Here is a 26,803-nt window from a genome sequence, read left to right as displayed (position 1 = left end):
GGCTTGCCTCCACGAGAAGTGATGAGCGGAAAGGACGAAGTCCGGAACCGCGGTCCGCGGTGCCGGTGGAGGCGTCGTCCTCTCAGAGGAAGAACAGGTGCTGCATCACGTCACCAGGCTAGGACAACCCGGCCCCACCACGCACCGCGATTTCACCCACCCGGGCAGGGGCCGTCGCCGACGCGAACCCGCCGCTCCGCCCACTCCGGCGACCGATCAGGAATCAAGAAGCACTGGTCACCGGCCCGCACCTAGCGTTGTCGACATGACCTCCATCGACACCGTCACCCTCGACGTGGCCGACCCCGCCGCCGCCGAACGCTTCTACACCGCCGCGTTCGGGCTCGGCGCCCTGCTGCGCCTGCGTGCCTCCCAGGAACCCACCACGGGCTTCCGCGGGTTCACCCTGTCGCTCGGCGTGTCCCAGCCCGCCGACGTCGACGCCCTCGTCACCGCCGCCGTGGACGCCGGCGCGACCGTGCTCAAGCCCGCCGCGAAGTCGCTGTGGGGCTACGGCGGCGTCGTCCAGGCCCCGGACGGCACGATCTGGAAGGTCGCCACCTCGGCGAAGAAGGACACCGCGCCGCCGTCGAAGCGGGTTGACGCCGTCGTGCTCCTGCTGGGCGTCGCCGACGTGGCCGCGAGCAAGCGCTTCTACGTCGACCAGGGCCTCACCGTCGCCAAGAGCTTCGGCCGCAGGTACGTCGAGTTCGCCACGGGCCCCGTCACGCTCGCCCTCTACCGCCGCCGCGCCCTCGCCAAGGACCTCGGCGTATCCCCCGACGGCGCAGGCTCCCACCGCATCACGATCGCCGGCCCGGCCTTCACCGACCCCGACGGCTTCACCTGGGAACCCACCGCGATGGCGAACCTGTCCTGACCTCGCCACAATCCCACTTCACGACTCCGGAAAGGACTCCACGATGGCCCGCAAGACCAGCACCCACGAGGGCTTCACGGCCGAGGAACGCGCCGCCGTGAAGGACCACGCGCAAGAGCTGAAGAAGGAGGCACGCCGGGGGTCGCGCGCCGACAAGGCGGCGGAGGCCGAGCGCGACCTGCTCGCGAAGATCGCCGAGATGCCGGACGCCGACCGGGTCCTGGCCGAAGGGGTCCACGCCATCGTCAAGGAGAACGCGCCGATGCTGGCGCCGAAGCTCTGGTACGGGATGCCCGCGTACGCGCTGGACGGCAAGGTCGTCTGCTTCTTCCAGAGCGCCGACAAGTTCAAGGCCCGCTACGCCACGTTCGGCTTCAACGACACCGCGAAGCTGGACGACGGCGCGATGTGGGCTACGTCGTTCGCCCTGACCAAGATCACCCCAGAGATCGAAAAGCGCCTCACCGCCCTGGTGCGCCAAGCCGTGGCCTAACCACCTGTCATCAGCCCTCGCTGCCCCATCGAAGGCACCACCCCGCACCCACTGCAATCACGGCCCACCGTCACCAGTGCCCGACCTCATCGAGATCCAGCGGCAACGCGGACTGCAACACGAAGTAGGCGCGCCCCACCTCCTCCGCAGAAGCACGCCTCAACCGCCGCAAGTCACCCCGATGCACGTGCAAGGTGTGCCGCCGAACCGAACTGCCCACCGGCCGAACTCCCGCGAACTCCACCTGCGACACCACGAGGTTGCACACCACCACCCCGTCACCGATCTCGTCCCCGACCTGGAGCCAGATGAACGCCGACTCGTTGACGACGTAATCCAAGCCGTCCCGCCAAGCCCGCCCGGCATACCCCCGCGCCTTCGCCCTCTCACGCAACAAAACCAACCGTTCCCACGTCAACGGCCGCAAATCGGGCTCCCGAACACGCCCCAACCCCACCGCCCACCACCGAATCCCCACGCCCACCCCATTCGCACTCACAGCCACCAAGACTCAATCGTGCAGGCTCATGCCCATGATCGATGAATGAGACAACGTCAGCTCTTGGTGCCGTTGCGCGTGCTGGTTAGAGCGACCCGGCTACGGACGTCCGGCTCCCCACCAGCACGGCAGGGGCCGCCGTGAACCTGACGTCGGTGCCCTCTCCCGTCACCGTGACCGATACCCGGTCCCCCACCGGTACCTGCTCCACCCTGGTGGGCAACTGGTGGCTCCAGCCGCGCACCTCCACGTCGTCGACCACGGCGAACCTGAGGTGGAACCGCACCCAGTCATGCTCGGGTGGCGCCTCCCAGCTCCGACGGGTGGCTTCGTCCAGCGGTCCTTCGAAGGACGCGGTGATCGCTTGGTCGCGTTCGTCCCAGTGCAGGGCGTAGAGCTCGAACGCCGACAGGTCAGATGCGCTCATGGTAGGTGTCGATCTCCGGTCCGGGTACTGCCGTGTACAGCCGCTGGTCCAGCCTGCTCGTGAACTCGTGCGGCCCGTCGTCCACCTCGTACGGAGGCGAGTTGTGGGCGCTGATCTTGCCGAAGCGGAACTGCTCGGCACACGTCAGCGTCAGGCGCAACGCCTCGCCGGTCACCGACACGGCCAGCCTCGCCCTCGGCCGTTCCGCGAACTCGACCGACACAGTGGCCAGGAGCACCGCGCCGCCGGACAACCGGACGTCATCGACCGCCAGGAATCCCAGGTGCGCCTGCACGCGGCGGTAGCCGGGCACGTCCGAGGCGACCGGCAGGTCGACGCGCAGCGTGCAGCCCGGGCCTCGGCGCTCGAACCGAATCGACCGCAACACCAGGCCGGTCAAGTCCAGTCCCTGCGGGTAGAACCGGGCGAGCGACTCTTGGTCATTAGGCAGGAGTCGGTCTGCGAGGGTGATCAGTGCTGCGGATAGGTCAGATTGCGACGGCTCCTGAGGTACTGGCATGACGTACTCCCCATGCGAGTGTGAGCAGCGTCCAAGCGGACAGGTCCTTGCCCGCCAACCGTGCCCAGAGACGGGCGGACTCCGGTTCGGTTCCGGGCCAGGTTCGCCTGGTCGGTAGGCGGTCCGCCCAGGTGCGCACCGCCAGATCGGCGTACGGGTACAACGCGTAGTCGTTGGTGAGATCGGCGACGGTCGCACCCGCGGTCCACGGAACCTGTTGGCGCAGGCGTCCTGCACCGTGGCGTCGGGCACGGGCAGGTGGCGGGGCACACGGTACGCGGCGCGTCCCGGTCGGTGGTCAGTTGGACCGCTTCATCGATCATCGCGGGGGTGGCGCGGCTCCGGCAGTCGATCACGCTCTGAAGCAGCGTCCTACCGCATGAGTGACGACTTCGCCTGACAGCGGAACCCTCGCTCTGCCATCATCGCCTACCGGCTGGAGGAGCAAGGGGAACACGCGGAGTCATGGCCGAAGAAGCGGGCGGCATGCGGGCCGAAGCGGGCAAGCGGATCAACTTCGTAGCCGAGACGCCCGGCAAAGCTCTGTACAGCGGTACTACCACGATGGCGATTCAGGCTCCCGCCAACGCCGGAAATGGTGCCTACGGCTGCGCCGCATCGCGTCGGCGTGTTGATCCCCTCATGAGGAGGGCTTGATGACCGACCCCCACCGGATGATCGAAGATTACGAGAGCCGCACGTCCGCCCTCCTGGAGCGGGCAGAGGAAGCCAAGGCGAGGATCGCCGAGCTGACCGGTTCCGCCACCAGTTCCGACGGCGCGGTGAGCGTGAGCGTCAGCGCGGGCGGCGCCCTGATGAGCCTGTCGTTCGGTTCGAAGGCCGACGACATGCCGAAGGAACGCCTGGCCGCACTGGTGGTGTCCACGGCCAAGCGCGCCCAGGCCCAGGCCGTCGACCGGATCGCCACGATCATGGCACCGGTGATCGGCGACAACAGCGACGCGATGCGTTTCGTCCAAGAGCAGATCCCGCCGATCGAGGTCCCCGACGAGCACACCCGGGAGCCACAATCGCAGCGGCAGTTCGTGGTGAACGAGGAACAGCAGGACGCGGCGGTGACTCGGCAGACGCCACCTGTCCGGCCGGTGCGCCGTCCGGTCGAGGACGACGACACCGATTACGACCAACGCGGCCCGTTCAAGAAGGACGGTGGTTGGTGATGTCCGACGGGTACCAGGTCGACCTCGCGGTGCTCGAAGCGCACGAGCGCGAGCTCAAGGCACTCGTCGCAGGACTCCCCGACGCGGCGGACGCGGCGTCCGACTACGTCGGCAACGTGCAGGCGTGGGGCGTCGTCGGCCAGTTCTTCGCCATGGTCATGAAGAACTGGACGGACGACGCGAGCGAGTACGTCGGCAAGGTCAAAGAAGCGGGTGGCGCCGTGGTCGAGCGTTTCGCCGGCATGCGCCAGAGCTACGCGGACCAGGAGGAGTCGATGGCGCAGGTGTTCCGGGAGCTGCGTGAGGGCTTGGACGGAGCGAAGCCGTGACCGACGGGGAATCGAAGAACATCACGGAGCTGAACCCGCTCAACGCGACCGAGGGGTTCAAGGCCGAGGACCTCGCCGGGTTCTCCAACTTCGACAGCCCAACCCAGGCGTGGGACGCCTCCGGCATCTTCGGCAGCGCCGCCAACACGATCTACGACGGCGTCAAGGGTGACTGGGGCGCCGTCGCCGGTGACCTCGCCGCAGTCGGCATGGACCTCCTCGGGTTCGTGACCAACCCGCTGGGCAGCCTGCTGTCCGCGGGCATCGGCTGGCTCATCGAGCACATCGGGTTCCTCAAGGAAGGTCTCGACCTGCTCGCTGGCGACCCGGACGCCGTGAACGCGATGGCGACGACCTGGAGCAACATCGCCGAGCGCATGCGGGAGACCTCCGAGAAGTACTCCGACACCCTCGACACGCTGAGCGGTTTGCAGGGCGCGGCGATCGACGGCTACCGCAAGGCCGTGCAGGACTTCTCGAACGTGGTCGCGGGTGGCGCCGACCACGCCACCTCCGCCGCCCGGGCCATGACGGTGGCCGCGTCGGCCGTCGGTGTCGTGCGCGGCGCGGTCCGGGACACCATCGCGACGTTCGTGTCCAACGCGATCATCAAGTTCGCGGCGGCGACCGCGCTGGCACCGGTCACGTTCGGCGCGTCCCAGGCGGCGTTCATCGCCGACACCGTCGCGCAGGGCGCGATCACGGCAGGCAAGAACGCCAAGAAGATCAGCAAGGTGGTCAAGCAGCTCGAGAAGGTCGCCGACGATGCCAAGAATTCGCGGAACATCCTCAAGGGCACGACCAAGAACCTCGAGAAGACCGTCACGAATTACAACCGCGACGCCGCGAAACACGCCAACCAGGCCCTGAACATGGCGAAGAAGGCACAGGCGGGCAAGCTCGACGCAGGCGACGCCAAGCGGTTGGAGGCGCTCGGCGAGCAGGGCGAGAAACTGAAAGGCGACAAGAAGGACGCGATCGACTCGCTGGCAGGCACGCGCAACGACAACCTCCGCGAACGCATGGGCACCGACGCCCCCCGGCTGGACAACGCCGGCGACATGCTCGAACGAGAGATGTCCATCGGACCAGGTCGGCCGGAGTTCAGCCTCCCGAACTACCCCAAGATCCTCGGCAACGCGGCGGTCCAGGAGTGGAGCGACCAGACCCACCGCGAAGCCGATGCCCAGGCCAAACAGGACGTGAAGGACGAAGCCTGGCGCAAGCACTGGGAGGAGCAGCACGGGGACGCGGGTCGGACAGACCCGTTCCAGCGCATGGAAGGCGAGCTGTGATCGAGGTGCTCGCGCGCAGGACGGCCGGACTGGTCCTGGCCGCCCTCGGCGCAGTCGTACCGGTCGTCGCCTACACGCGCCTTGACGCGTGGGACGCCGAACTCGCGGGCCGAGCCGATCCGTCCTCGACCGGGCTGGTCGACATGCTGGTGGGCGGCATCGGCATCTGGGGGATCATCGGCACCGGACTGTGGTGGCATCGGCACCGGACGACGATGTGGGCGATCTGGACCCGCTGGGCGGCATTTCCGGGTCTGTCCCTCGCGGTCTTCACCTGCCTGTCCATCGCGTCAAGAAGAAACTCGCCGATCGCGCTCGCGATCGGCGCGGGGTTGACCGCGGCCTGCTGGGGGTTGAGCGAGGCCGTACGGTTCGTCATGACCCGCCCCGTCACGGACGGGTTGATCGCGTCGAGGCTGGAGATCCCGTTCCGCGTCAGGGGTCTCAAGGCGCGGTTGTGCGTTCGGCACGACAGGCTCGTGCTGGACAGCTTGGGCTCACGCCGGAAGCGGTCACGTGACGCGGTCGCGGTGCCGTGGCAGGCGCTTCGGTCCATCGAACTGGTTGACGTCGAGCAGGAGACGGTCTGCCGGGTGCTGGTGTTCTCCGGCCTGCCGGAGGCGAACACACGCGAGTTCGACGTGACTGCCGGTCCCGCGCTGCACATCCTCGGCACCGCACGTGAACTGCTCGTGCCGGTCACGAACGAGGTCGGACGCGCCGTCCTGCGCGCGGTCGAGGCCCGATCAGCCGGCGTGGAAGTCGACGAGGGCGAACTCACCGAGGACGAGTGGCGGCGGAGAAGCGGTGTCCGGAGAACCAACGCGCTCACCCACCTCCAGCGCCGCGCCGGCGTCCACTACCGCACCGACTACCGGCCCTACCGCCTGATCCCCGTGGCGGGCTTCCTCCTGATGCCACTCTTCGCCTTGTCGGGCATGACACTGTCGCTGGTCACGGGATCGAAGAATTGGCAGGAACAGTTCTACGTCGTGGACGGGGCGGTGAACCCCTGGAACGTCGCGATCCTCGCTACTGCCTCGATCGGGTTCCTGTACGTCCTGTACCGCTTGGTGGTGAAGAGCTTCCTGAGCTTCATGCAGGGGCAGGATTACATCGAGGCGTACCCCGAACCCCCTGCCCGAGCGAAGACCGGGACCGTGCCGCGCTCCGGCAAGCGCAAGAAGCGATGACCTGGGTCGGGCCCACAAGCCCTGCCCGCTGATAGTCGTCCAAGGCCGTCGCGGGGGACGCACCGGAACCAGACATCGACAACCGCTGCGACCACCGAAACGTCACTCACAGGTCTCTCTGCCGAGTTGACGAGACCTGGAGCACACAGCTGACAACCTTCGCGCGGCGCACGCTCCTGCTCCAGATTTGCTCCAGATCGGCAGGGCCAGTCCACAGTGGTCGGAAAAGCAAGATCGCCCGCCACCTGCATTACCGCAGGTCAGCGGGCGATTCGTATGCGATATTCGATTGTGGAGCTGAGGGGACTCGAACCCCTGACCCTCACACTGCCAGTGTGATGCGCTACCAGCTGCGCCACAGCCCCTTGCCTGCACGTTTCCCGGCGGTTGGGGCCGCCGTTCTCGTGTGGCAATACCGTACAACACGGCCCCGCCGGCGACGAAATCGGGGGTCCCCTGCGGCATACGGGCTGCTAGACGGGGTGCGGGGCTACTTCACGAGGTTGGTGAGCCAGTCGTCGCCGTCCCAGTCGACGACCTCGCCGTCCTTCATCACGGTGGGGGTGCCGGCGAACTTCCCGGTCGCCTTCACGGCGTCCAGGTCGGACTGCGCCTCGGCCTCGTGCGCGCCGCTCTCGACGCACTGCTTGAACCCCTCGCCGGTGATCCCGAGGTCGGCGCCGAGCTTCACCAGCTCCGCCTTGGTGTGCCCCGGACCGCCTTCGTCCGGCTGCTCGGCGAACAGAACCTCGTGGTACTCCCAGAACTTGCCCTCGTCGGCCGCGCACAGCGCCGCGTTCGCCGCGTCGCGCGAGTAGCCCTCGGGCGACGAGTACCGGATCAGGAACGGCAGCACGTGGTACTTGACCTTGAGCGTGCCGGCCTCGATCTCACGCTTGATCTGGTCGCCGTACGCCTTCTTGAAGCTGCCGCACGCGGGGCAGAGGAAGTCCTCGTAGACGTCGATGGTGGCCTTGGCGCCGTCCTTGCCGACGACCACGACACCGCCCTCGCGAACGATCGGCGCGGACACTCCGGTGACCCCGGGCGGCACGGTCAGCGCGTCGTCCTCGCCCGACTTGGACCAGATCACCCCGCCGACCACGACCAGGGCGAGCACCAGGACGACCACCACACCGATCACGATCTTGGTCCGGTCGCCGGACGTCGCCCGTGCCGCGGTCACCGACTTCGCCGCCCGCTGCGCCTGCTTCTTCTTCCGAGCGTTGCGCTCCGCGCCACCCACGTCGCTCAATCCTTCCCGCTCAACGTCGCCCGCACGCTACCGAGCGATGCTGAGCGGAACCTGAGTGGCGACGGGAGGCGTCACGCGTCCGGTTGACGCGGCCTGCCGGCCACCCGCTCGCCGACCGGCACCTCGGGGCCTTCGTCGAGGCAGCCGGACTCGCCGGCCACGTCGGACGCGACGTGCGTGTCGTCCGCCCGCGGCAGGGTCTCGGGCGAGAAGAGCCAGAACACGAGCGCCACCGCGGCCATCGCACCCGTCAGGGTGAACGCGGCCTGGTACGAGAACTGGTCGACGAGCACGCCGGCGAGCAGCGGGCCGATGATGGCGCCGCAGTCGGCGGCCATCTGGAACCCGGCGAGCACCGGGCCGCCCCTGGCCTTGGTCCCGATCACGTCGGCCACGACGGCGTTCTGCGGGGGGTTGAGCAGGCCCGCGCCGATGCCCGCGACGAGCGACGCCACCATGAACATCGGCACGTTGCCGCTGAAACCCAGCCAGACCGTGCCGATCGCGGACACGGCGAGGCCGGCGATGGCGACGGGCTTGCGGCCGATGGAGTCGGACAGCTTCCCGGAGATCATCAGCACGGCGGCGTTGCCGGCCGCGAACACCGACAGCGAGATGCCCGCGATGGCGGGTGTGCTGCGCAGCGCCTCTACCACGAACAGCGGCACCAACGAGATCCGCACGCCGAACACCGCCCAGCCGTTGGCGAACCCGGAGGCCAGCGCCGCCCGGTACGCCGACAGCCGCACGGCTGTGCGCATCGACATGAACGCGTTCTCGTTCGAGCTGTCCAACGCGGCGAGCGTGGACTTGCGCAGGTACCACCAGACGACCAGGGCCGCCACCACCAGGGCCACCGCGTAGGTCACGAACGGGACCTGGATGGAGATCTCCACGAGCGCCGCGCCGACGATGGGTCCGCCGATGTTGCCGAGCAGGAAGCCGGTGGCCCAGAGCCCGGACGCCCGGCCGCGCATGGGCGCAGGGGTGATCCGGATGAGCAGGCCGACGGCGGCGACGGTGAACATGGTGGAGCCGATGCCCGCGAACGACCGGAACACGATGAGCTGCCAGTACGCGGTCGCGAAGCCGCACGCGCCGGTGCCGACGGCCACGATGAGGATGCCGACGATGTAAACCCACGTCTCGCCGAACCGGTTGACGAGGCGGCCGCTCATCGGCGCGAACAGGAGCCTGACCAGCGCGAACGCGCTGACGACGGCGGACACGGCGAACGTGCCGACGTCGAAGCTCTTGGCGTAGGCGGGCAGGACGGGCGCGACGATGCCGAACCCGAGGGCGATGATGAAGCTCGCCACGACGAGGACCCACACCTCGCCGGGCAGCCGGGGCTTGGACTTCACGTCGGACCCGGTCCCCAGCACTGTGCGCCCCTTCCGATCTCCGTTAGCTGTGCTAAGGATATGCGGTACGGCAACTAAATACTCAATCGAGCAGCTCGTCGACCCTGCGCGCGTATGCCGTCACCGGATAACAAACGTCGAAGCCGCACGCTTCCACGAACCGCTCGCCCGCGCCGCCCTCGGCCACGTGCGAGGCCACCAGCAGCGCGCCGGCCTCCCGCAACTCGGCCACCACGCCCAGCACCAGCGCCTTGCCCAACCCGCGCCGACGACGGGCCGGCCGCACGACCGCGTGCTCCACCAACCCGACCCGGCGCTCGCCGAACCCGGACGCGAACCCGCCGATCCGGTCGCCGTCGTCCACCACGACGAACACGCACCGCGGGTCGTCCAACCGCTGCCCGAGGTGCCGCAGCAGCCGCGCGGCGTCCACCCCCAGGTCGTCGGCCAGCAGCTCGGCGATGCCTTCGAGGTCCGTGTCCCGCGCGGGCCGCACGAGCGGCGACGTCCGCACCTCGCCCCGGTGCACGACGGCCAGCGACTCCTCCACGGCGTGCCAGCCGGTGTCGTCCGCGATGCCCTCGATCTCGGCCACCGTCGTCGGCGACGCGTACACCACGGCCTCGGCCCGCCCCACGTCGGCGAACGTCTGCTCCAGCCGCATCAGCGTGCCCGCGACCTCGGCGGACGACCCGTACACGGCGCACGCGTGGTTGCCGCCGGGCAGCGGGTTGTCCCGGTTCACCACGACCTGGGCCACGCCGACGCGGCCGACCTTGCCGTACCGGACGGCGCCGGACGCGAGCCGGGTCGTCTCCACCAGCCCGGCCAGCTCACGGGCCCGGTACGGGTCGAGCAGCTCGGGGTCGTCGGGGTCGCGCAGCGGGTCAACCACGGTCTCAGCCTCGCACGTCCCGGCCCTTCCACTTCGTCGTGCCGCGCAGGGCCTGCCACGCCGCCTCCAACGACATCGCGCCGAACGTGGCGTAGGCCAGCGGCGCGAGCACGGCGGCGGACCGCGGCTGCCGGGTACGGCGCAGGAACGCCCACTGCGCGACGGACTGCGCGAGCCACGTCAGCATCCCGAGCTTGGACCCGCGCAGCGCGCTCACCACCGGCACGACCCCGTACGCGAGGTGCGCGAGCCCGGTCGAGCCGAGCGACAGGAACGCGCTCGCGGGCCCCTTCGCGTACAGCGCCATCCCGGCGACCATGCTCTTGCGCATCGACGTCCACGTGTCGCCGAACGTGTCCAACCCGTACGTGACCAGCGAGTCCGACCCGTCGACGTACCGCGTCCGGCCGCCGGTGTCGCGAACCAGGGTGGCGAAGCCGACGTCGTCCGCGCGCGACCCCGCGATCGCCGCCCAGCCGCCCGCCCGCTCGTACGCGGCGCGGCTGACCAGGATGCAGTGGCCGACGGCGAGCGCCATGCCACGCCGCCCGTCGGTGGTCGTCGTCTCGAACAGCAGTTGGTTGACCGGCGGCAGCAGCAGCCACCAGCCGACGCTCGGCCCGCTCGCCCGGCCCGACGTGGACACCAGGTCCACCCCGTCGCGGCGCGCGCTCGCCAGCAGCCGGCCGACCAGGTCGGGCGCGGCCTCGGTGTCGGCGTCCACGAACAGCATCCAGTCGGTGTCGACGTCGGCGCTGCCGAGGTGCAGCGCGTGCACCTTGCCCGCCCAGCCGGACGGCGGTCCCGCGCTGACCACCAGCCGCACCCGCGGGTCCTCGGCCTCGTGCCGCCGCACGACCTCGGCCGTGCGGTCGGTCGACCCGTCGTCCACCACCACGATCCGCAGGTCGGCGTGCTCCTGCTTGCGCAGCCCCGTGAGGCAGCGGTCGATGACGCGCTCCTCGTCGCGCGCGGGCACGACCACCGTGACGGGCCCGGCGTCCACCGCGGTCGTCGGGAGGCGCTTGACCTCGCCCCACACCTTGATCGTCGCGGCCGCGCGGGCAAGGGCCACCGTCGCGCCGAGGACACCCCATTTCCCCATGCGTCCACAATGGCACAGGCCGGTGGGGCGACACTGGCTCACCGTGGACCTGCCGAACCTGCCGAACCTGCCGATCCGCCCGCTGCTCGGCGAGATCGCGGCCACGCTGACCGCGCACGGCTCGGCGGTGCTGGTGGCGCCGCCCGGAACGGGCAAGACGACGTTGGTGCCGCTGGCGCTGGACGGTCGCGTGGTCGTCGCCGAGCCCCGCCGCCTGGCCGCCCGCGCCGCCGCCGCGCGCATGGCGAGCCTGCTCGGCGAACCGGTCGGGCGGACCGTCGGCTACGCGGTGCGCGGCGACCGCAAGACGTCCAGGGACACCCGGATCGAGGTCGTCACGTCGGGCCTGCTGGTGCGGCGGTTGCAGCACGACCCGGAGCTGGCGGGCGTCGGCACGGTGCTGCTGGACGAGTGCCACGAGCGTCACCTCGACGCGGACCTCCTGCTCGCGCTGCTCCTCGACGCGCGGGCCGGGCTGCGACCGGACCTCAGGCTCCTGGCCACGTCCGCGACCGTCGCGGCGGACCGCCTGGCGCACCTGCTCGGCGACGCGCCGGTGATCCGCGTGGACGCGCGCACGTTCCCGGTGGACGTCGCGCACACCCCGCCCGCGCGCGGCGAACGGGTCGAGACCACCGTAGCCCGCGCCGTCCGCCAAGCGTTGTCCGAAGTGGACGGTGACGTGCTCGCGTTCCTGCCCGGCGTGGCGGAGATCCGGCGCGTGGCCTCGCTGGTCGGCGACGACGTGGACGTGCTGCCGCTGCACGGCCGCCTCACCGCCACGGCGCAGGACGACGCGCTGCGGCCCGGTCGCCGGCGACGGGTCGTGTTGTCCACCGCGATCGCCGAGTCCAGCCTGACCGTGCCCGGCGTGCGGGCGGTGGTGGACTCGGGCCTGTCCCGCGTGCCCCGCGTCGACCACCGGCGCGGCCTGTCCGGGCTCGCGACGGTCCGCGTCAGCGCGGCCGTGGCCGACCAGCGCGCGGGTCGCGCCGGACGTGAGGCGCCGGGCCGCGTCTACCGCTGCTGGCCCGCGCACGAGCACAGCACGTTGCCGCGCTACCCGGAGCCGGAGATCCGCACCGCCGACCTGACCCGGCTGGCGCTGGAACTGGCGTGCTGGGGCGTGCCGGACGGGTCGGGGCTCGCCTGGTGGGACGCCCCGCCGCAGGGCGCGCTGGACGCGGGCCGATCCGTGCTGCGCGCGCTGGGCGCGCTGGACCCGAACGGCGCCGCGACCGACCGCGGCCACCGCATGGCCGACCTCGGCCTCCACCCGAGGCTGGCGCGGGCGTTGCTGGACGGCGCGGCGGCCGTCGGCGCGCGCAGGGCGGCCGAGGTCGTGGCCCTGCTGGACGACGACCGGGCGAGCTCCGGCATCGAGCTGACGACCCGCGACGCCGACCCCCGCGAGGTCCGCCGCCTGTCCGCGCTGGTCAGCGCCCCCGCGTCCCCGACGTCCCCGACTGCCCAGACTTCCGCCGACCCGGCCCTCGTCGTCGCCCTCGCGTACCCGGAACGCCTGGCCCGCCGCCGTTCCCCCGGTTCCCCGGTGTACCTGATGGCCGGCGGCACGGCGGCCGAGCTGCCGCCGGGCAGCGGCCTGGCCGACGCCGAGTGGCTGGCCGTGGCCGTCGCCGACCGCGAACCGGGCCGCACGCACGGCCGCATCCGACTCGCCGCGCGTGCCGACGAGGAGTTGGCGGTCGCCGCCGCGGCCACGCTCCTCGCCGACGTCGACGACGTCCGGTGGGACGGCGACGTGGTCGCGAACCGGCTGCGCAAGCTGGGCGCGATCACGTTGTCCAGCAAGCCGTTGCACGACCGCGAGGCGACCCGGCGCGCGCTCCTGGAAGGCCTGCGCACCGAGGGTCTCGGGCTCCTCCGCTGGGACGCCGACGGCCTGCGGACCCGGGAGCGGATGGCCTTCCTGCACCGCGTGATCGGCGACCCGTGGCCGGCCGTGGACGACGACGCGCTGCTGGCCGTGGTGGACGTCGGCGACGCCCGCCGCAAGTCCGACCTGGCCCGGATCAGCGGTGAGCACGTCGTCCGACAGCTCCTCCCCTGGCCCGCCGCCGCCCGCTTCGACGACCTCGCCCCCGACCGCCTCGAAGTGCCTTCGGGGTCACGCGTCCGGGTCGACTACTCCACCGGCGACCCGGTGCTGCCGGTGAAGGTCCAGGAGGTCTTCGGCTGGACCGAGACCCCCCGCCTGGCCGACGGCCGCGTCCCCGTCGTCCTGCACCTGCTCTCCCCCGCCGGCCGACCGGCCGCCGTCACCGGCGACCTGGCGTCGTTCTGGCGGACGGGCTACCCCCGGGTGCGGGCGGAACTGCGCGGCCGCTACCCCAAGCACCGCTGGCCGGAAGACCCGCTGACCGCCCCCGCCGCCCGCCGCTGACTCGCGGGATACCGGCGCGTCCGCCGTCATCGGCGAGTGGATCGCCCGGCGCGGTGAACGGTTCGACCGCCGGCGATGACCAGGGCGGACCGGTCGGCCACAGCGTTCTTTGATCTTCGGCCACGGCCCCGAACCCCAGTTGAGAGGAATTCCCGTCACCAATCTCGGATGATATTCACTCGATCGTGTGACCCGACATCGTTGACATTCCCCCCGAACTGATCGGTAGGTCAACTGCACGTATCGGGCGGTGGAAACCCTCGATCTGCTTCACCCATCGGTTGAACCACACGGCCCACACCGCTCGACGCAGCCGGATGTCCGTTCGGCGACGGAACAACGTCCGAGAGGCATTCCGCCTCGTTGGGAAGCCTCCGATCCGGCATGCTTCATAACGGCGTCACCGTGCGCCGTGGCAGAAATGGGAACGCGGCCCCCTGTTGGCGCAGGAGGCCGCGCGACGTCCCGACCGCATCTCCCTGGCCTAGCAACCAGAAGACTGTTCGGAGGAACAACTGTTGAGTGTAGAGCTGTACCGGCGGCCAAATCCAGGTTTTCCACCACCACGGCCGGGTGGTTCCGAAGCCGCGGGCGGTCGGCTCACGGTCCTCGTGCACCTCGTGCCGGACGGCGGCGCCGCCGTCCGGGAGCCGGGCGCCGCGGCGCGTGAGCCGGCGCCCGTCGCCGCCAAGCCCTTGACCAGCGTTGTCGCAGCTCACCGCCGCACCCGCAGGCTTCTCGGCTTGGCCGTCCCCGGTGTCGTCGCCGTGGTGCTGTGCCTCGGCGCCTGGTCGGTCGTCCCGCTGGCCGTCATCGCCGTCGCCGCGATCGTGACGTTCAGCGAGTCGTCCACCGGCGCCTCCGCCTGACCGACCGCACCTGCACCCAACAGCACGCACCGCGCGATTCCGTTCCGTGCTCCCAGCACGTCGAACGCCGCGCTCGTGCGATTACCAGAGAAGGATTCGAACTTTGGCACGTCAGCCGTACCCGACCGCTCCGACGACGGTCTACCGCCACCGCGGCGGCTCAGCACTTCGGGACTACGTGAAATTCCACTCCGACGTGAGCACCGAGTACGACGGCCCGATCACGATCAACGGCGCGCGAAGCCACTGGGTGGCGGAAACCCGCGTGGTCGACAGCCCTCTCCGGGCGGAGCACGTCATCCGCATCAGTGACCAGGAGTTGGCGCTCACGAGCAGCGCGCCCTTCATCTGCCTCGACAAAAGCCGCGCCCGCACGCCCATGCACCCGGAGTTCGAGCTCGCCGGCGTCATCGGCCCCGACGACGAGCGGGTGCACGTCAAGTGGCTCACCCGCGCCACGGCGGCGAGCCACCTGGTCACCCGGGCGCGGGTGTCGGCCTGGGCGCGGCGCCTTGAGCCGGCGGCGTTGGAGCAGCTGGACGCGAAGGTGAACACGCTGGACGGCCGCAGGCGCGTCACCGAGCGCTCGAGGGTGGTGGTGCCGGCCATCGCCGGGCGGCGGTGGGACGTGGCGCGGCTCTTTGCGCTCTCGCCGGTCGAGCCGCTGCGGCTTAACGAGGACCCGCGCCACCACGGCGTCGAACCGCGGTTCGCCGACCTCCCGTTCGTCGCGAAGCGGAAGGGAGCGGCGAGGCCGGCGGACGGCCAGGCCGCGTAAACGCCGAAGCGGCCCCCGTCCTGAAGGAAGGGGGCCGCTCCGCGGTGGTGGAGGTGCCGGGAATCGAACCCGGGTCCTCTGCCGTCTCAACAAGGCTTCTCCGTGCGCAGTCCGCTACACCTCTACTCGGCCCCGGTGATCACGCGGACAAGTCACCGTGATGAGCCCAGCCACTGTGGGTGTCCCGACCGTTCCCCGTGGCCGGGAACGGTGGTGAGCCTCCTAGCTGATGCCGGCGACCGGAGCGGAGGCGCCCCCGGGCCGACAGCGTCGCTCCTAGCCTCAGGCGGCGAGGGCGAACGCGCGCTGGTCGTTAGACTCGGCGCTTATTGGTTTGCGATGACGCTTGCGGTGGTCTCTCGCCTGCACCGGCACGCTTCCCTTGAATCAACGCACAAAGTCGAAACCGTTCACCCCCGTGTCGTGGGTCCTGCTCCGCACAGCATAACGCCCCGCGCACCCCGGTTCATTCCCATTACGGTGGTAGGGCTGTCCCCACCCCCCGCCGACCGGCGGACCTGATGGTTCCGGCCACACGTTCGGGCGATGCTGGTCGGGCACATCCAGCCTCGGGAGTGGGGGAACATGGCAACGCGGGTCAACCCGGGCATCGTCAGGATCAGCGGGTACTTCCTGCTGAACCTGGTCACCGGCATCTTCTGGTTCGTGCTGCTGGTGACGCTGGGCGCGGTGAGCGCGGCCACCGCCGTGATCTGGGTCGGCCTGCCGCTGGGCGTGCTGACGCTGGTCCTGGCGCGCGGCGCGGCGAACGCCGAACGGGCCTGGCTGCGGGCGACGCTGGGCGTCGACATCCCCCGCCCGCACCGCCCGCTGGAGGACGGTGCGGTGAAGCGGGCCAAGGGCATCGCGCGGGACCCGGCGACGTGGCGCGACCTGTCCTACTGGCTGATCATGCTGCCGCTCGGCGCGGTCGAGTTCGCGCTCACGGTGGCGGCCTGGTCGGTCGTCGCCGGCACGGTGTTCCTGCCGTTCTACCAGCACTGGATGCCGGCGACGTGGGAGGTGGACTTCGGCGGCGGCACCGTGTGGCTGATCGACTCGTTCGCCAAGGCGCTGCCGGTCACGGTCCTGGGCCTGGTGCTCGGCTTCCTCGCCCACCGGATGCTCAAGGCGATGGCCGGGGGCCACGCGGCGCTCGCGCAGTCCCTCCTGGGCCCGTCCCGCTACGGCGTGCTGTCCGCCGAGGCGCAGCGGCTGTCGGCCAGCCGGGCGCGCGGCGTGGAGGCGGCCGAGGCGGAACGCCGGCGCATCGAGCGCGACCTGCACGACGGCGCGCAGCAACGCCTGGTCGCCGTGGCCATGGGGCTCGGCCGGGCGCGCACGAAGATGGAGAGCGACCCGGACGGCGCCCGCGAGCTGATCGCCGAGGCCCACGCGGACGCCAAGCTCGCCATCTCGGAGCTGCGCGACCTGGCCCGCGGCATCTACCCGTCCGTCCTGGGCGACCGGGGGCTGGACGCGGCGCTGTCGTCGCTGGCCGCGCGCTCCCCGATCCCGGTGCACGTCTCCGTGGACGTCGAGCCGCGCCCGCCCACGGCGGTCGAGAGCACGGCGTACTTCACCGTCGCCGAGTCGCTGACGAACATCGCCAAGCACTCCGGCGCGACCGAGGCGCACGTCACGGTGACCCGCACGGAGGACTCCGTGGTGGTGGAGGTCACCGACAACGGCCGCGGCGGCGCGGAGGTGCGCCCGGGCGGTGGCCTGGCGGGCCTCGCGGACCGGGCTGCGACGATTGACGGCGTGGTCGTCGTGGTGAGCCCGCTCGGCGGGCCGACTGTGATCCGGACGGAGCTGCCGTGCGCGTGGTGATCGCGGAGGACTCGGTCCTCCTGCGGGTGGGGGTGCAGCGCCTGCTGGCCGACGAGGGCATCGAGACGGTCGCGGCGGTGGAGGACGGCGACGCGCTGCTCGCCGCGATCGAGGAGCACCGCCCCGACCTGGCCGTGGTGGACGTCCGCATGCCCCCGACGTTCACCGACGAGGGCCTGCGGGCGGCGATCGAGGCGCGCAAGCGGGTGCCGAACCTGCCGGTGCTGGTGCTCTCGCAGTACGTCGAGGAGCGGTACGCGGTGGAGCTGCTGGCGGGCGGCGCGAACGGCGTCGGCTACCTGCTGAAGGAACGCGTGGCGGACGTCTCGGAGTTCGTGGCCGCGGTGCGCCGGGTCGCCGACGGCGGCACGAGCATCGACCACGAGGTCATCACGCAGCTGATGGTGCGGTCGAAGCGCAACCCGGTCGACTCGCTCACCCAGCGTGAGCGCGAGGTGCTGGGGCTGATGGCCGAGGGCCTGTCCAACGGCGCGATCGCCGCGTCGCTGGTCGTGTCGGACGGCGCGGTGGAGAAGCACGTCGGCAACATCTTCGCCAAGCTCGGCTTGGAACCGAGCACGTCGGAGCACCGCCGGGTGCGCGCCGTGCTCGCCTACCTCAACCTGGGATAGCCAGCAGCCGGGCGCCGTTGTCGTGCAGCACGGCCCGCAGGAACGGCTCGCCCAGCCGGTCGTCGGCGGCCGCCCAGCTCTCGATCGCGTCGAGCTGCACGGAGTAGTCGTACGGGATGTTCGGGAAGTCCGAGCCGAGCACCACCCGGTCGGTCACGTCGACCAGCCGTGACGCCCAGTCACGGGGCAGCGCCGCCTGAGCCTCGGTGAACGGCACGCCGACCATCGTGGTGTCCAGGTGCACCCCGTCGTACCGCCCGACCAGGTCCAGCGCGCCCAGGTAGTCCGGCATCCCGGCGTGCGCGAGCACCGCCACCAGCGACGGGTGCCGCCGCAGCACGTCCTCGAACACGTCCAGCCCCGTGTGCGCGCCCGGCACCGGCCCGTGCCCGCAGTGCACGACCACCGGCACCCCCGCCTCGGCCAGCAGGCCCCACGCGCCGTCCAGCGAGCGCGGGTCGTACCCGCCGACCTGCACGTGCGCCTTGAAGCACCGCGCGCCCGCGGCCAACGCCCGCGCCACGTACCCCTCGACGCCCGGCTCCGGGTACAGGGTCGCGGTCGGCACGGCGCCGTCGACGCGGGCGCCGAAGTCCAGCGCCCAGTCCGTCAGCCACTCGCCCATGCCCGGCTTGTGCGGGTACACCAGGGGCGCGAAGCCGATCACCCCGAACGAGCGCAGCACGGCCAGCCGCTCGTCCTCGGGCAGCCGGTACCGGATCGACCAGTCCACGCCGTAGTGGCGGGACGCCTCGTCGAAGAACGCCCACACCTTGTCGAGCACGCGCTGCGGCATGAAGTGCACGTGCACGTCGACCAGGCCGGGCAGCCCGTTCAGTAGCGCCCCTTCAACGCGCGGCCGTGCGCCTTCTGGATCTCCCGCTGCGCGTCGCGCTTCGCGAGGTCCTGCCGCTTGTCGTACGACTTCTTGCCGCGCGCCAGGGCGAGCTCGACCTTGACGTACCCGTCCTTGAAGTACATCGACAGCGGGATCAGCGACAGACCGCTCTCCTTGGTCTTGCCGATCAGCCGCTCGATCTCGTTCTTGTGCAGCAGCAGCTTGCGCTTGCGGCGCACCTCGTGGTTGGTCCAGGTACCCGCCACGTACTCCGGGATGTGCAGCGCGTGCAGCCAGATCTCGCCGTCGTCCACCTGGGCGAAGGCGTCCACAAGGGACGCCCGGCCCATGCGCAGGCTCTTCACCTCGGTGCCGACGAGCACGACACCCGCTTCGTAGGTGTCGAGGATGGTGTAGTCGTGCCGAGCCTTGCGGTTCGACGCGATCACCTTCTGACCGCGTTCCTTGACCATGGGGAAACCTTACGTGAGCACGCCAGCGGTTAAAGGCGCACGTACAACCGCAGCGTGACGTACCCGGTGAGCGCCGAGATCAACACCGCCACACCCAGCAGGATGGGCGAGATGACCAACACGTCCAACATGCCGATGCGCGGCAGGATTCCCGACGTGAACAGGTCGCCGAACACCCGGTCCACGGCCGCGGCCTGGGCGAGGATCAGGAACCCGACGCCGACGACGGCGCCGATGATGCCCGCGACCACCGCCTCGATGAGGAACGGCAGCTGGGTGTACCAGCGGGTCGCCCCCACCAGGCGCATGATGCCGACCTCGGTGCGCCGCGTGAACGCCGACACCTGGATGGTGTTCGAGATCAGCAGCAGCGCCGCGAACGCCTGCAGCGCCGCCAGGCCGAGCACGAGGTCCCGCAGGCCGTTCAGCACGTCGAACAGCCTGCTCAGGAACTCGCCCTGGTCGTTGACGGACTTCACGCCGGCCTTGCCGTTGAACGCCTGCGCGATCACGTCGGCGCGCTCGGGGTCCTCCAGGCTCACCCGGAACGTGGCCGGGATGGCCTCCGGACGGGCGAGCTTGACCAGCTCGGGCTGCGCCTCGAAGATCCGCTTGAACCGCTCGAAGCCCTTCTCGCGGTTCTCGTAGACGACCGTCTTGACCCCGGACGTGGTCTCCAGCTGGCTGCGCAGGCCCGCGCACGGCTGCTGCGTGCAGTCCTGGTCGTTCGCGCTGACGTCGTTGGTCAGCAGCACGGACACTTCGAGCTTGCCCTGGTAGTTGTCCTGCATCTTGTCGACCACGCGGACCGCGAGCAGGCCGAGGCCGAGCAGGAAGAGCGAGATCGCGGTCGTGAGGATCATCGCGATGGTCATCGTGACGTTCCGGCGCAGGCCGGTGACGACCTCGCTGAACACGAAGCTGGTACGCATCGGGGGGAACGTTCCTCAGGGTCGGGGGGTGAGGGGGTCCGGCGGCCTCGGGCTCAGCGGCCCACGCCGTAAACACCCCGCGCGTCGTCGCGGATGATCCGGCCGTGGTCGAGCTCGACCACGCGGCGGCGCATGGAGTCGACGATGGAGTGGTCGTGGGTGGCCATCAGCACCGTCGTGCCGGTGCGGTTGATCCGCTCCAGCAGCAACATGATGTCCTGGCTCGTGTCGGGGTCCAGGTTTCCCGTCGGCTCGTCGGCGAGCAGGACGAGGGGTCGGTTGACGAACGCGCGGGCGATCGCCACCCGCTGCTGCTCGCCACCGGACAGCTCGTGCGGCATCCGCTCCGCCTTGCCGTCGAGGCCGACCAGCTGGAGCACCTCGGGCACCACCTTGACGATGGTGTTGCGCGGCTTGCCGATGACCTCCAGCGCGAACGCGACGTTCTCCGCCACGGTCTTGTTGGACAGCAGCCGGAAGTCCTGGAACACGCAGCCGATGGACTGGCGCAGGCGGGGGACCCTGCGCCGGGACATCTTGGCCACGTCGAAGTTCGACACGTACACGCGGCCCTTGCTGGGCACTTCCTCCCGCAGCAGGAGCCGCAGGAATGTCGACTTCCCGGAGCCGGACGGCCCGATGAGGAACACGAACTCGCCCTTGTCCATCTCGACGGAGACGTTGTCGAGTGCGGGGCGCGCCGAGCTCTTGTAGACCTTGGACACGTGTTCGAGGCGAATCACGAGGGGCGAGTGTACTCGTGGCCTGGGTAAAGCTTCCCTCTCACCCGGCTTGACCGATCAGGACTGCCGCTGCTTGCGCCACCGGATGCCGGCTTCGAGGAAGTCGTCGATCTCCCCGTCGAGGACCGCGGACGGGTTGCCGACCTCGTGCTCGGTGCGGAGGTCCTTGACCATCTGGTACGGGTGCAGCACGTAGTTGCGCATCTGGTTGCCCCAGCTGGACCCGGTGTCCTTCAGGGCGTCCATCTTCGCCTGCTCCTCCTGGCGCTGCCGCTCGAGCAGCTTCGCCTGGAGCACGGCCATCGCGGTGGCCTTGTTCTGCAGCTGCGAGCGCTCGTTCTGGCAGGAGACCACGATGCCGGTCGGGATGTGCGTGAGGCGCACCGCCGAGTCGGTCGTGTTGACGCCCTGGCCGCCGGGGCCCGACGAGCGGTAGACGTCGACCCTCAGGTCCTTCTCGTCGATGTCGACGTGGTCGGTCTGCTCGACCACCGGCACCACCTCGACGCCCGCGAACGACGTCTGCCGGCGGCCCTGGTTGTCGAACGGCGAGATGCGCACGAGGCGGTGCGTGCCCTGCTCGACACTCAGCGTGCCGTACGCGTACGGCGCCGAGACGCGGAACGTGGCGGACTTGATGCCCGCCTCCTCCGCGTAGGAGGTGTCGAAGACGTCCACGCCGTAGTTGTGGCGCTCCGCCCACCGCGAGTACATGCGGAGCAGCATCTCGGCGAAGTCCGCGGCGTCGATGCCGCCCGCCTCGGCCCGGATGGTGATCAGCGCGTCGCGCTCGTCGTACTCCCCGGACAGCAGGGTGCGGACCTCCAGCGAGGAGATCTCCTCGCGGAGCTTGGTCCGCTCGGCGTCGGCCTCGGCGATGCTGCCCGCGTCGTCCTCGTCCTCGCCCAGCTCGTAGAGCACGCCGAGGTCGTCGAGGCGGTCCCGCAGGCCCGTGATGCGGCGCAGCTCGCCCTGCTTGTGCGAGAGCTGGCTGTTGACCCGCTGCGCCGTCTCCTGGTCGTCCCAGAGGTCGGGCCGGGCCGCCTGCTCCTCCAGATCGGCGACCTGCGCGCGGAGCGAATCGAGGTCCATCACCGCCTCGATGCTCGCGAGGGTGGCGGAGAGGTCCTTGATGTCTGCTTCGACGTCGGGGTTCACGTCCAAAGATTACGCCGGCACCGGTCGCGGAGCGCGACCGGTGGGCGCGCCTCAGGCCGTGGGGATGGCGTCGAGCAGTTTCAGGACGGCCTTGGCGTGGGCCAGGCCGAATTCGGCGACCGCCTTGGCGTAGGCGTCCTCGGCGGTCTTGACAGCGGTCTTCGCGGCCTCCTGCTGAGCGCCGTAGCTGGCGCGCGCCGAGTCCACGAGCCCTTGCCGCTGTTTGGCGGTCAGGGAGCCCGCGTGCACCATCCGCAGGATCAGCGGACTGCGCAGGTGGTCCGGTCCCGGCTCGGAGAGCAGCCAGTTCTTGAACGCCTTCTTGCCCGCCGCCGTGAGCACGTACTGCTGGCTCGAGCGCGGTCCCTGCTTGCCGAGGCGAAGCAGGCCGGCGTCCGCCAGCGCGGGCAGCTCGCGGTAGACCTGGCTGCGGGTGACGCTGAAGAACGCGCCGAAGCGCTCTCCGGCCTCAGCCACGAGCTGGCCACCGGTCTTGGGTCCGTCGTGCAGCAGCCCGAGCAGGGCCGCCGCCGTCGCATTCAGGTCCGACACACCACCAACGGTGCCACGCCTCACGCGAGCTGTCCACAATGGTCAGCCGTTCTGTCCACTGTGGCTGATCACGGGCTAGTGGAGTTGGGCCAAGCGGAGCAACGGGAAACATCGCTGCGTAACCGCCGGCTGATCAACGCCACGCGTTCGGCCGCTTGACCGCATTTGTCCACACCAGTTGGAAATCCATTGAGCGCCAAGGGAAACCGCCTCACGACCTTCACTCGAACGGCAGCGCGGAGTCACGCGCAGCGTTCGACACGCCCCGACGGGGCCGGCGCCCGATAGCACAACCCGGTGATGTCGTCCTCTCGACGTGGCAAACACGTCGGGTGGTGGGACCATTACCCCGGGTGTTCGTTCGACTGGGAGGTCAGCTGTGGGCATCAAGTGGACGACGGGGACCAAGGTGGTGCGCAACGCCCGCGCCTGGGCGTCGGGCACGATCCCGGACCAGGCGGGCAAGGACGAGTGCATGGTGTGCGGCAAGCACATCCGCAGGCACCGCACGGTGAGCGGCGAGGGCCGGGTGTGCTCGCTGACCTGCGCCCAGTACTGGGCGGAGAACATGACCTGACAAGCGCATAGCAAAAGGCCCCCGGAGAAATCTCCGGGGGTCTTTCACTTTCGTAGCGGGGACAGGATTTGAACCTGCGACCTCTGGGTTATGAGCCCAGCGAGCTACCGAGCTGCTCCACCCCGCGCTGTAAGGACAACTATACACGCCCCGAAAACCACTTTCACACGGGGGTCCCAAACCACATTCCCCCAGCTCACACCACATTCCGACCGGCACATCCCCACTCACCCGCACCGACTGGGGGGCAAGGGGGCAACGCCCCCCAGGGGGTGCAGGGGGCGAAGCCCGCCTGCCCGGGGTTTGGGGGTCGGACCCCCAATGCAAATGCGGAAAAGCCCTGCCCGTGATCTCCACGGGCAGGGCTCTCCGACTTTGTAGCGGGGACAGGATTTGAACCTGCGACCTCTGGGTTATGAGCCCAGCGAGCTACCGAGCTGCTCCACCCCGCGCTGCATTTAGAACTCTACGCCGTGGTTACCGGGGAATGCAAATCGGGTGGCCTGGACGTGTCCCAGGCCACCCGATCGCGGTATCACCGCAGGTCGAAGAGGGTCAGCCGGTCGGCGTCGTCGGCGGGGCCGAGGACGTGGTCGCGGCGCTGGCCGTCTCGAACCTCTTCGTCGCGTCGTCGAGCGCCTTGTACGCGGCGCCCAGCTCGGCGAAGTCACCGCTCGTTTGCGCCGCCTTCACCCGCGCCAAGGCCGCCTGGATGTCCCGCACGGCCTGCTGGACCTCCGTGCCGCCCTGCTGCCCGTTCGCGGGCGGAGGGGGCGTGGCGGACGGCGTGGACGCCGGCGGCTGGCCGGAGGTGTCCTGGCCCGGCACCTGGGCCGCCGCGCCGGTCAGCACCTCTTCCAGCGCCTCGCTCAACGTGGGCGCGTAGCCCACCTTGTCGCCGAAGCTGACCAGCACCTTGAACAGCTGCGGGAACTGGGTGTTCTGGCTGGCGCGCTCGATGTAGATGGGCTCGACGTAGAGCAGGCCGCCACCCACCGGCAGCGTGAGCAGGTTGCCGTAGACGACCTTGGTCTGGCGCTGGGTGAGCAGGTTCAGCTCACCGCTGACCTCGCCGTTGGTGAGGAACGTGGTCTGGATCTGCTGCGGACCCTTGGCCTCGTTGTTCAGCGTGAGGACGCTGATCTTGCCGTAGTTGTCCGGATCGGACCTGACCGTCACGTACGACGCCATGAACTCGCGGTTCAGCCGCACCAGCGCGCTGGTGAGCTGGAAGCTGACCTTGTTCGGGTCGCCGGTCGGGTCGCCCGCCAGCACGTAGAACGGCGGCTGCCGGTCCCGCTGCTGCTGGACGCCCTGCTGCTGCGCCTCGACGGTGGTGGCGTTGTCGATGGTCGGGTCGGACGGCACGGACCAGAACGAGACGCCGGAGTAGAAGTCGTCCGGCTTGTCCACGTGGTACTCGGACAGCATCTCGCGCTGGACCTTGAACAGGTCCTCCGGGTAGCGCAGGTGCTCGCGCAGCGACTGCGACATCTCGCTGTTCGGCTTCACCGTGCCCGGGAAGACACCCATCCACGCCTTCAGCACGGGGTCCTTGTCGTCCATCTCGTACAGCGACACGGTGCCGTCGTAGGCGTCCACAGTGGCCTTGACCGAGTTCCGGATGTAGCTGATCTCCCGGTTCGGCTGCTGCGCGACGCCCGGCAGCGAGTCGTTCGTGGCGTCGCCCAGGGCGGTGCGGCGCGCGTACGGGTACTTGTCGAGCGTCGTGTAGCCGTCGACGATCCACGTGATGCGCCCGTCGACGACGGCCGGGTACGGGTCGCCGTCCACGGTCAGCCACGGCGCCACGTCCTCCACGCGCTCACGCGGGTGGCGGTTGAAGATGATCCGCGAGTCGTCGCCGATGGCCGAGTTGAACAGGATGTTCCGCTCGCCGTAGGCGGCGGCGAAGACCAGCTTGTTGAACAGGCCGCCGATGCGGACGCCGCCCTTGCCGTCGTACGTGTACGACGAGCCGTCGGTGTCGTACTCGCCCGGCGCGCCCTCGCCGCGGCCGCCGACGATGGCGTAGTCGCCCGCGGAGCCGAGCTCGCCGAAGTAGGTGCGCGGCTGCTGCACGCCGAACGGACCCGGCTTGACCTTGCCGTCCTGGCCGACCTCGGTCACCTCGAACACCGGGTAGCCGCCGTTGCCGCCCTCGTCCGCGGGCGAGTTCACCTTGCTGGCCTCGGCGAACACCATGCCGTTGCCGTGGGTGTAGATGAGGTGCTGGTTGATCCAGTCGCGCTGGCCGGACGGGATGCCGGCGCTGTACAGCTCGCGCACCGCCACGATGTAGTCCTGGACCTGCTCGTTCACCTTGTACCGGTCGACGTCGAGCTTGTCCGGGAAGGAGTAGAACGGCCGCAGCTGCTGGAACTGGGTGAACGTCTTCGAGATGACGGCCGGGTCGAGCAGCCGGACGTTGCCCAACGTCGCCTGGTCGCTCTTCAGCTCCTCCAGCGAGACGTTCTGCTTGCCCGCGTAGGGCTTGCTCTCGACCTTGTCCGGTGTCAGCCCGAACGCCTGTCGGGTGGCGTCGATGTTGCGGCTGATCGAGTCCGCTTCCTTCTGGATGGCGTTCGGCTTCACCGAGAACTGCTCCAGCACGGCGGGCCACGCCGCGCCGACCAGGATGCTCGACAACACCAGCAGCACGGTCGCGATGGCCGGCAGCTGCAGGTTGCGCAGCACCGCGCCCGCGAAGAACGCGATGGCGCAGAAGACCGCGATGAACAGCAGGATCAACTTCGCCGGCAGCACCGCGTTGAGGTCGGTGTACGTGGCGCCGTGGAACTTGTTGTTCCGGTCCGAGAACAGCAGCGTGTACCGGTCGAAGAAGTACGCGACCGCCTTGAGCAGCACGAACACGCCGGCCACGATCGCCAGGTGCGTGCGCGCGGGCCCGGACAGCTGGCCGCCGCGACCGGCCAGCCGGATGCCGCCGAACAGGTAGTGCGCGACCACCGCGGCGACGAACGCCACCGCCGTGGCGATGAACAGCCAGGACAGCAGCCACGTGTAGAACGGCAGCTCGAAGGCGTAGAAGCCGATGTCGCGGCCGAACTCCGGGTCGGTCGTCCCGAACGAGGTGGCGTTGAGGAACAGCTGGACGATCTGCCACTCGCCCTGCGCCGAGGCGCCCGCGATCAGGCCGACGATCACCGGCAGGCCGATGGCGAACAGCTTCATCCGCCTGCTGACGACCGCGCGGTAGCGGGCCACCGGGTCGTCCGGCCCGGACACCGGCACGAACACCGGCCGGCTGCGGTAGGCGAGGATCAGGTTGATCGCGACGAGACCGCCCACCAGCAGGCCGACGGCGAGGAACAACCCGAACCGGGTCGCGAGCACCGTGGCGTAGACGCTGCGGAATCCGACCTCGCCGAACCAGAGCCAGTTGACGTAGGTGCCGAGCAGCCTTGAGCCGGTGATCATACCGACCAGGACCACCGCACCGACGATGAGCAGAATCCGGCTGCGACGGGACAGCCTGGGCAGTCCGACCGGGGGCCGTGTGGCCACGGGGCACGCTCCTGGATCGCGGTAGTGGCGTTCGTACGTTCTGTCCAACT

The 26,803-nt window shown here is 70.0% G+C and carries 26 protein-coding genes, 3 tRNA genes and 1 other RNA gene; 12 read left to right on the top strand and 18 right to left on the bottom strand.

The window, feature by feature from the left end:
- Positions 1-265: 265 nt before the first annotated feature.
- Positions 266-880 (top strand): glyoxalase, encoded by a 615-nt coding sequence (locus ACRAKH_RS05265; protein ID WP_380723406.1) that lies wholly within the window; start codon positions 266-268, stop codon positions 878-880.
- 43 nt (positions 881-923) lie between these two features.
- A complete protein-coding gene (locus ACRAKH_RS05260) occupies positions 924-1,373 on the top strand; it encodes an iron chaperone (RefSeq protein WP_380723405.1) in 450 nt (149 codons plus the stop codon).
- 70 nt (positions 1,374-1,443) lie between these two features.
- Here ACRAKH_RS05260 and ACRAKH_RS05255 read toward each other — a convergent pair whose 3' ends face one another.
- The 3 genes from ACRAKH_RS05255 to ACRAKH_RS05245 all read right to left on the bottom strand — a co-directional run bounded on the left by ACRAKH_RS05255 (position 1,444) and on the right by ACRAKH_RS05245 (position 2,699).
- Positions 1,444-1,830 (bottom strand): hypothetical protein, encoded by a 387-nt coding sequence (locus tag ACRAKH_RS05255; protein ID WP_380723404.1) that lies wholly within the window; start codon positions 1,828-1,830, stop codon positions 1,444-1,446.
- 127 nt (positions 1,831-1,957) lie between these two features.
- On the bottom strand, positions 1,958-2,299 hold the full coding sequence (locus ACRAKH_RS05250) for a hypothetical protein (RefSeq protein ID WP_380723403.1): 342 nt from the start codon (positions 2,297-2,299) through the stop codon (positions 1,958-1,960).
- Positions 2,286-2,699, bottom strand: a complete 414-nt coding sequence (locus tag ACRAKH_RS05245) for a hypothetical protein (protein WP_380723402.1) — start codon at positions 2,697-2,699, stop codon at positions 2,286-2,288. Before ACRAKH_RS05245 ends, ACRAKH_RS05250 begins: the two co-directional genes overlap by 14 nt.
- A gap of 776 nt (positions 2,700-3,475) precedes the next feature.
- Here ACRAKH_RS05245 and ACRAKH_RS05240 point away from each other — a divergent pair.
- Genes ACRAKH_RS05240 through ACRAKH_RS05225 form a run of 4 tightly spaced genes read left to right on the top strand, consistent with a single transcriptional unit; the run spans position 3,476 to position 6,817 of the window.
- Positions 3,476-4,000 carry a YbaB/EbfC family nucleoid-associated protein gene (locus ACRAKH_RS05240; protein ID WP_380723401.1) on the top strand — a complete coding sequence of 175 codons (525 nt, stop codon included), beginning with the start codon at positions 3,476-3,478 and terminating at the stop codon, positions 3,998-4,000.
- Positions 4,000-4,329: a hypothetical protein gene (locus ACRAKH_RS05235; protein ID WP_380723400.1), complete on the top strand. Its 330-nt coding sequence runs from the start codon at positions 4,000-4,002 to the stop codon at positions 4,327-4,329. Before ACRAKH_RS05240 ends, ACRAKH_RS05235 begins: the two co-directional genes overlap by 1 nt.
- A complete protein-coding gene (locus ACRAKH_RS05230) occupies positions 4,326-5,624 on the top strand; it encodes a hypothetical protein (RefSeq protein WP_380723399.1) in 1,299 nt (432 codons plus the stop codon). The genes ACRAKH_RS05235 and ACRAKH_RS05230 overlap by 4 nt, the downstream gene beginning before the upstream one ends.
- Positions 5,621-6,817: a hypothetical protein gene (locus ACRAKH_RS05225; protein ID WP_380723398.1), complete on the top strand. Its 1,197-nt coding sequence runs from the start codon at positions 5,621-5,623 to the stop codon at positions 6,815-6,817. Before ACRAKH_RS05230 ends, ACRAKH_RS05225 begins: the two co-directional genes overlap by 4 nt.
- A 292-nt stretch (positions 6,818-7,109) precedes the next feature.
- Here the strand turns inward: ACRAKH_RS05225 and ACRAKH_RS05220 are convergent.
- From ACRAKH_RS05220 to ACRAKH_RS05200, 5 genes are all read right to left on the bottom strand, one after another.
- Positions 7,110-7,182, bottom strand: a tRNA-Ala gene (locus ACRAKH_RS05220).
- Positions 7,183-7,307: 125 nt separating this feature from the next.
- Positions 7,308-8,063 carry a DsbA family protein gene (locus ACRAKH_RS05215; protein WP_380723397.1) on the bottom strand — a complete coding sequence of 252 codons (756 nt, stop codon included), beginning with the start codon at positions 8,061-8,063 and terminating at the stop codon, positions 7,308-7,310.
- Positions 8,064-8,143: 80 nt separating this feature from the next.
- On the bottom strand, positions 8,144-9,457 hold the full coding sequence (locus tag ACRAKH_RS05210; RefSeq protein ID WP_380723396.1) for an MFS transporter: 1,314 nt from the start codon (positions 9,455-9,457) through the stop codon (positions 8,144-8,146).
- Between the two features lie 61 nt (positions 9,458-9,518).
- On the bottom strand, positions 9,519-10,331 hold the full coding sequence (locus ACRAKH_RS05205; RefSeq protein WP_380723395.1) for a GNAT family N-acetyltransferase: 813 nt from the start codon (positions 10,329-10,331) through the stop codon (positions 9,519-9,521).
- A gap of 4 nt (positions 10,332-10,335) precedes the next feature.
- Positions 10,336-11,436, bottom strand: a complete 1,101-nt coding sequence (locus tag ACRAKH_RS05200) for a glycosyltransferase (RefSeq protein WP_380723394.1) — start codon at positions 11,434-11,436, stop codon at positions 10,336-10,338.
- Between ACRAKH_RS05200 and hrpB the strand changes: the two genes are divergently transcribed.
- The 3 genes from hrpB (at position 11,435) to ACRAKH_RS05185 (ending at position 15,487) form a co-directional block, all read left to right on the top strand.
- Positions 11,435-13,840 carry an ATP-dependent helicase HrpB gene (gene hrpB / locus ACRAKH_RS05195; RefSeq protein ID WP_447009659.1) on the top strand — a complete coding sequence of 802 codons (2,406 nt, stop codon included), beginning with the start codon at positions 11,435-11,437 and terminating at the stop codon, positions 13,838-13,840. The genes ACRAKH_RS05200 and hrpB overlap by 2 nt on opposite strands.
- Before the next feature lie 611 nt (positions 13,841-14,451).
- The gene (locus tag ACRAKH_RS05190; protein ID WP_380727161.1) at positions 14,452-14,709 is read left to right on the top strand and encodes a hypothetical protein; all 258 of its coding nucleotides are present in this window, start codon (positions 14,452-14,454) and stop codon (positions 14,707-14,709) included.
- Positions 14,710-14,905: 196 nt separating this feature from the next.
- The gene (locus ACRAKH_RS05185) at positions 14,906-15,487 is read left to right on the top strand and encodes a TIGR04141 family sporadically distributed protein (protein ID WP_380727163.1); all 582 of its coding nucleotides are present in this window, start codon (positions 14,906-14,908) and stop codon (positions 15,485-15,487) included.
- 45 nt (positions 15,488-15,532) lie between these two features.
- Here ACRAKH_RS05185 and ssrA read toward each other — a convergent pair.
- Positions 15,533-15,905, bottom strand: a transfer-messenger RNA (tmRNA) gene (ssrA, locus tag ACRAKH_RS05180).
- 167 nt (positions 15,906-16,072) lie between these two features.
- On the opposite strand from ssrA, the gene ACRAKH_RS05175 reads away from it, so the two are divergent.
- On the top strand, positions 16,073-17,320 hold the full coding sequence (locus tag ACRAKH_RS05175) for a sensor histidine kinase (RefSeq protein ID WP_380727165.1): 1,248 nt from the start codon (positions 16,073-16,075) through the stop codon (positions 17,318-17,320).
- On the top strand, positions 17,308-17,952 hold the full coding sequence (locus tag ACRAKH_RS05170; protein WP_380727168.1) for a response regulator transcription factor: 645 nt from the start codon (positions 17,308-17,310) through the stop codon (positions 17,950-17,952). Before ACRAKH_RS05175 ends, ACRAKH_RS05170 begins: the two co-directional genes overlap by 13 nt.
- On the opposite strand, the gene ACRAKH_RS05165 is transcribed toward ACRAKH_RS05170, so the two are convergent.
- From ACRAKH_RS05165 to ACRAKH_RS05140, 6 genes are read right to left on the bottom strand one after another with little or no spacing between them, the layout of a single operon-like run.
- On the bottom strand, positions 17,939-18,772 hold the full coding sequence (locus tag ACRAKH_RS05165; RefSeq protein WP_447009953.1) for an amidohydrolase family protein: 834 nt from the start codon (positions 18,770-18,772) through the stop codon (positions 17,939-17,941). The genes ACRAKH_RS05170 and ACRAKH_RS05165 overlap by 14 nt on opposite strands.
- A gap of 14 nt (positions 18,773-18,786) precedes the next feature.
- Complete coding sequence (gene smpB / locus ACRAKH_RS05160; protein WP_380727171.1) at positions 18,787-19,263, bottom strand: SsrA-binding protein SmpB; 477 nt, start codon at positions 19,261-19,263, stop codon at positions 18,787-18,789.
- Between the two features lie 29 nt (positions 19,264-19,292).
- Positions 19,293-20,195 (bottom strand): permease-like cell division protein FtsX, encoded by a 903-nt coding sequence (ftsX, locus tag ACRAKH_RS05155; protein ID WP_380727174.1) that lies wholly within the window; start codon positions 20,193-20,195, stop codon positions 19,293-19,295.
- A 53-nt stretch (positions 20,196-20,248) separates the two neighbouring features.
- Entirely contained in the window at positions 20,249-20,938 is a 690-nt protein-coding gene (gene ftsE, locus ACRAKH_RS05150; protein ID WP_380727176.1) for a cell division ATP-binding protein FtsE, read from the bottom strand.
- Positions 20,939-20,995: 57 nt separating this feature from the next.
- Entirely contained in the window at positions 20,996-22,096 is a 1,101-nt protein-coding gene (prfB, locus tag ACRAKH_RS05145; RefSeq protein WP_380727178.1) for a peptide chain release factor 2, read from the bottom strand.
- Positions 22,097-22,147: 51 nt separating this feature from the next.
- Positions 22,148-22,648, bottom strand: a complete 501-nt coding sequence (locus tag ACRAKH_RS05140; protein WP_380727180.1) for a PadR family transcriptional regulator — start codon at positions 22,646-22,648, stop codon at positions 22,148-22,150.
- Positions 22,649-23,027: 379 nt separating this feature from the next.
- On the opposite strand from ACRAKH_RS05140, the gene ACRAKH_RS05135 reads away from it, so the two are divergent.
- Positions 23,028-23,225, top strand: a complete 198-nt coding sequence (locus ACRAKH_RS05135) for a hypothetical protein (protein ID WP_380727182.1) — start codon at positions 23,028-23,030, stop codon at positions 23,223-23,225.
- Positions 23,226-23,278: 53 nt separating this feature from the next.
- On the opposite strand, the gene ACRAKH_RS05130 is transcribed toward ACRAKH_RS05135, so the two are convergent.
- The 3 genes from ACRAKH_RS05130 to ACRAKH_RS05120 form a co-directional block, all read right to left on the bottom strand.
- Positions 23,279-23,352, bottom strand: a tRNA-Met gene (locus ACRAKH_RS05130).
- Positions 23,353-23,603: 251 nt separating this feature from the next.
- Positions 23,604-23,677 (bottom strand) — tRNA-Met (locus ACRAKH_RS05125).
- A 103-nt stretch (positions 23,678-23,780) separates the two neighbouring features.
- On the bottom strand, positions 23,781-26,729 hold the full coding sequence (locus ACRAKH_RS05120) for a UPF0182 family protein (protein WP_380727188.1): 2,949 nt from the start codon (positions 26,727-26,729) through the stop codon (positions 23,781-23,783).
- Positions 26,730-26,803 lie beyond the last annotated feature (74 nt).

The sequence above is a fragment of the Saccharothrix hoggarensis genome (genome assembly GCF_052936025.1).
The sequence above is the reverse complement of the archived record's forward strand: the minus strand, read 5'-3'. Positions and strand labels throughout refer to the sequence as shown.

Excerpts from the sequence above, each read along its gene's own strand:
- ACRAKH_RS05265 (WP_380723406.1), top strand. The coding sequence starts at position 266 with ATGACCTCCATCGACACCGTCACCCTCGACGTGGCCGACCCCGCCGCC.
- ACRAKH_RS05260 (WP_380723405.1), top strand. The coding sequence starts at position 924 with ATGGCCCGCAAGACCAGCACCCACGAGGGCTTCACGGCCGAGGAACGC.
- ACRAKH_RS05250 (WP_380723403.1), bottom strand. The coding sequence starts at position 2,299 with ATGAGCGCATCTGACCTGTCGGCGTTCGAGCTCTACGCCCTGCACTGG.
- ACRAKH_RS05240 (WP_380723401.1), top strand. The coding sequence starts at position 3,476 with ATGACCGACCCCCACCGGATGATCGAAGATTACGAGAGCCGCACGTCC.
- ACRAKH_RS05235 (WP_380723400.1), top strand. The coding sequence starts at position 4,000 with ATGTCCGACGGGTACCAGGTCGACCTCGCGGTGCTCGAAGCGCACGAG.
- hrpB (WP_447009659.1), top strand. The coding sequence starts at position 11,435 with ATGCGTCCACAATGGCACAGGCCGGTGGGGCGACACTGGCTCACCGTG.
- ACRAKH_RS05200 (WP_380723394.1), bottom strand. The coding sequence starts at position 11,436 with ATGGGGAAATGGGGTGTCCTCGGCGCGACGGTGGCCCTTGCCCGCGCG.
- ACRAKH_RS05175 (WP_380727165.1), top strand. The coding sequence starts at position 16,073 with ATGGCAACGCGGGTCAACCCGGGCATCGTCAGGATCAGCGGGTACTTC.
- smpB (WP_380727171.1), bottom strand. The coding sequence starts at position 19,263 with ATGGTCAAGGAACGCGGTCAGAAGGTGATCGCGTCGAACCGCAAGGCT.
- ftsX (WP_380727174.1), bottom strand. The coding sequence starts at position 20,195 with ATGCGTACCAGCTTCGTGTTCAGCGAGGTCGTCACCGGCCTGCGCCGG.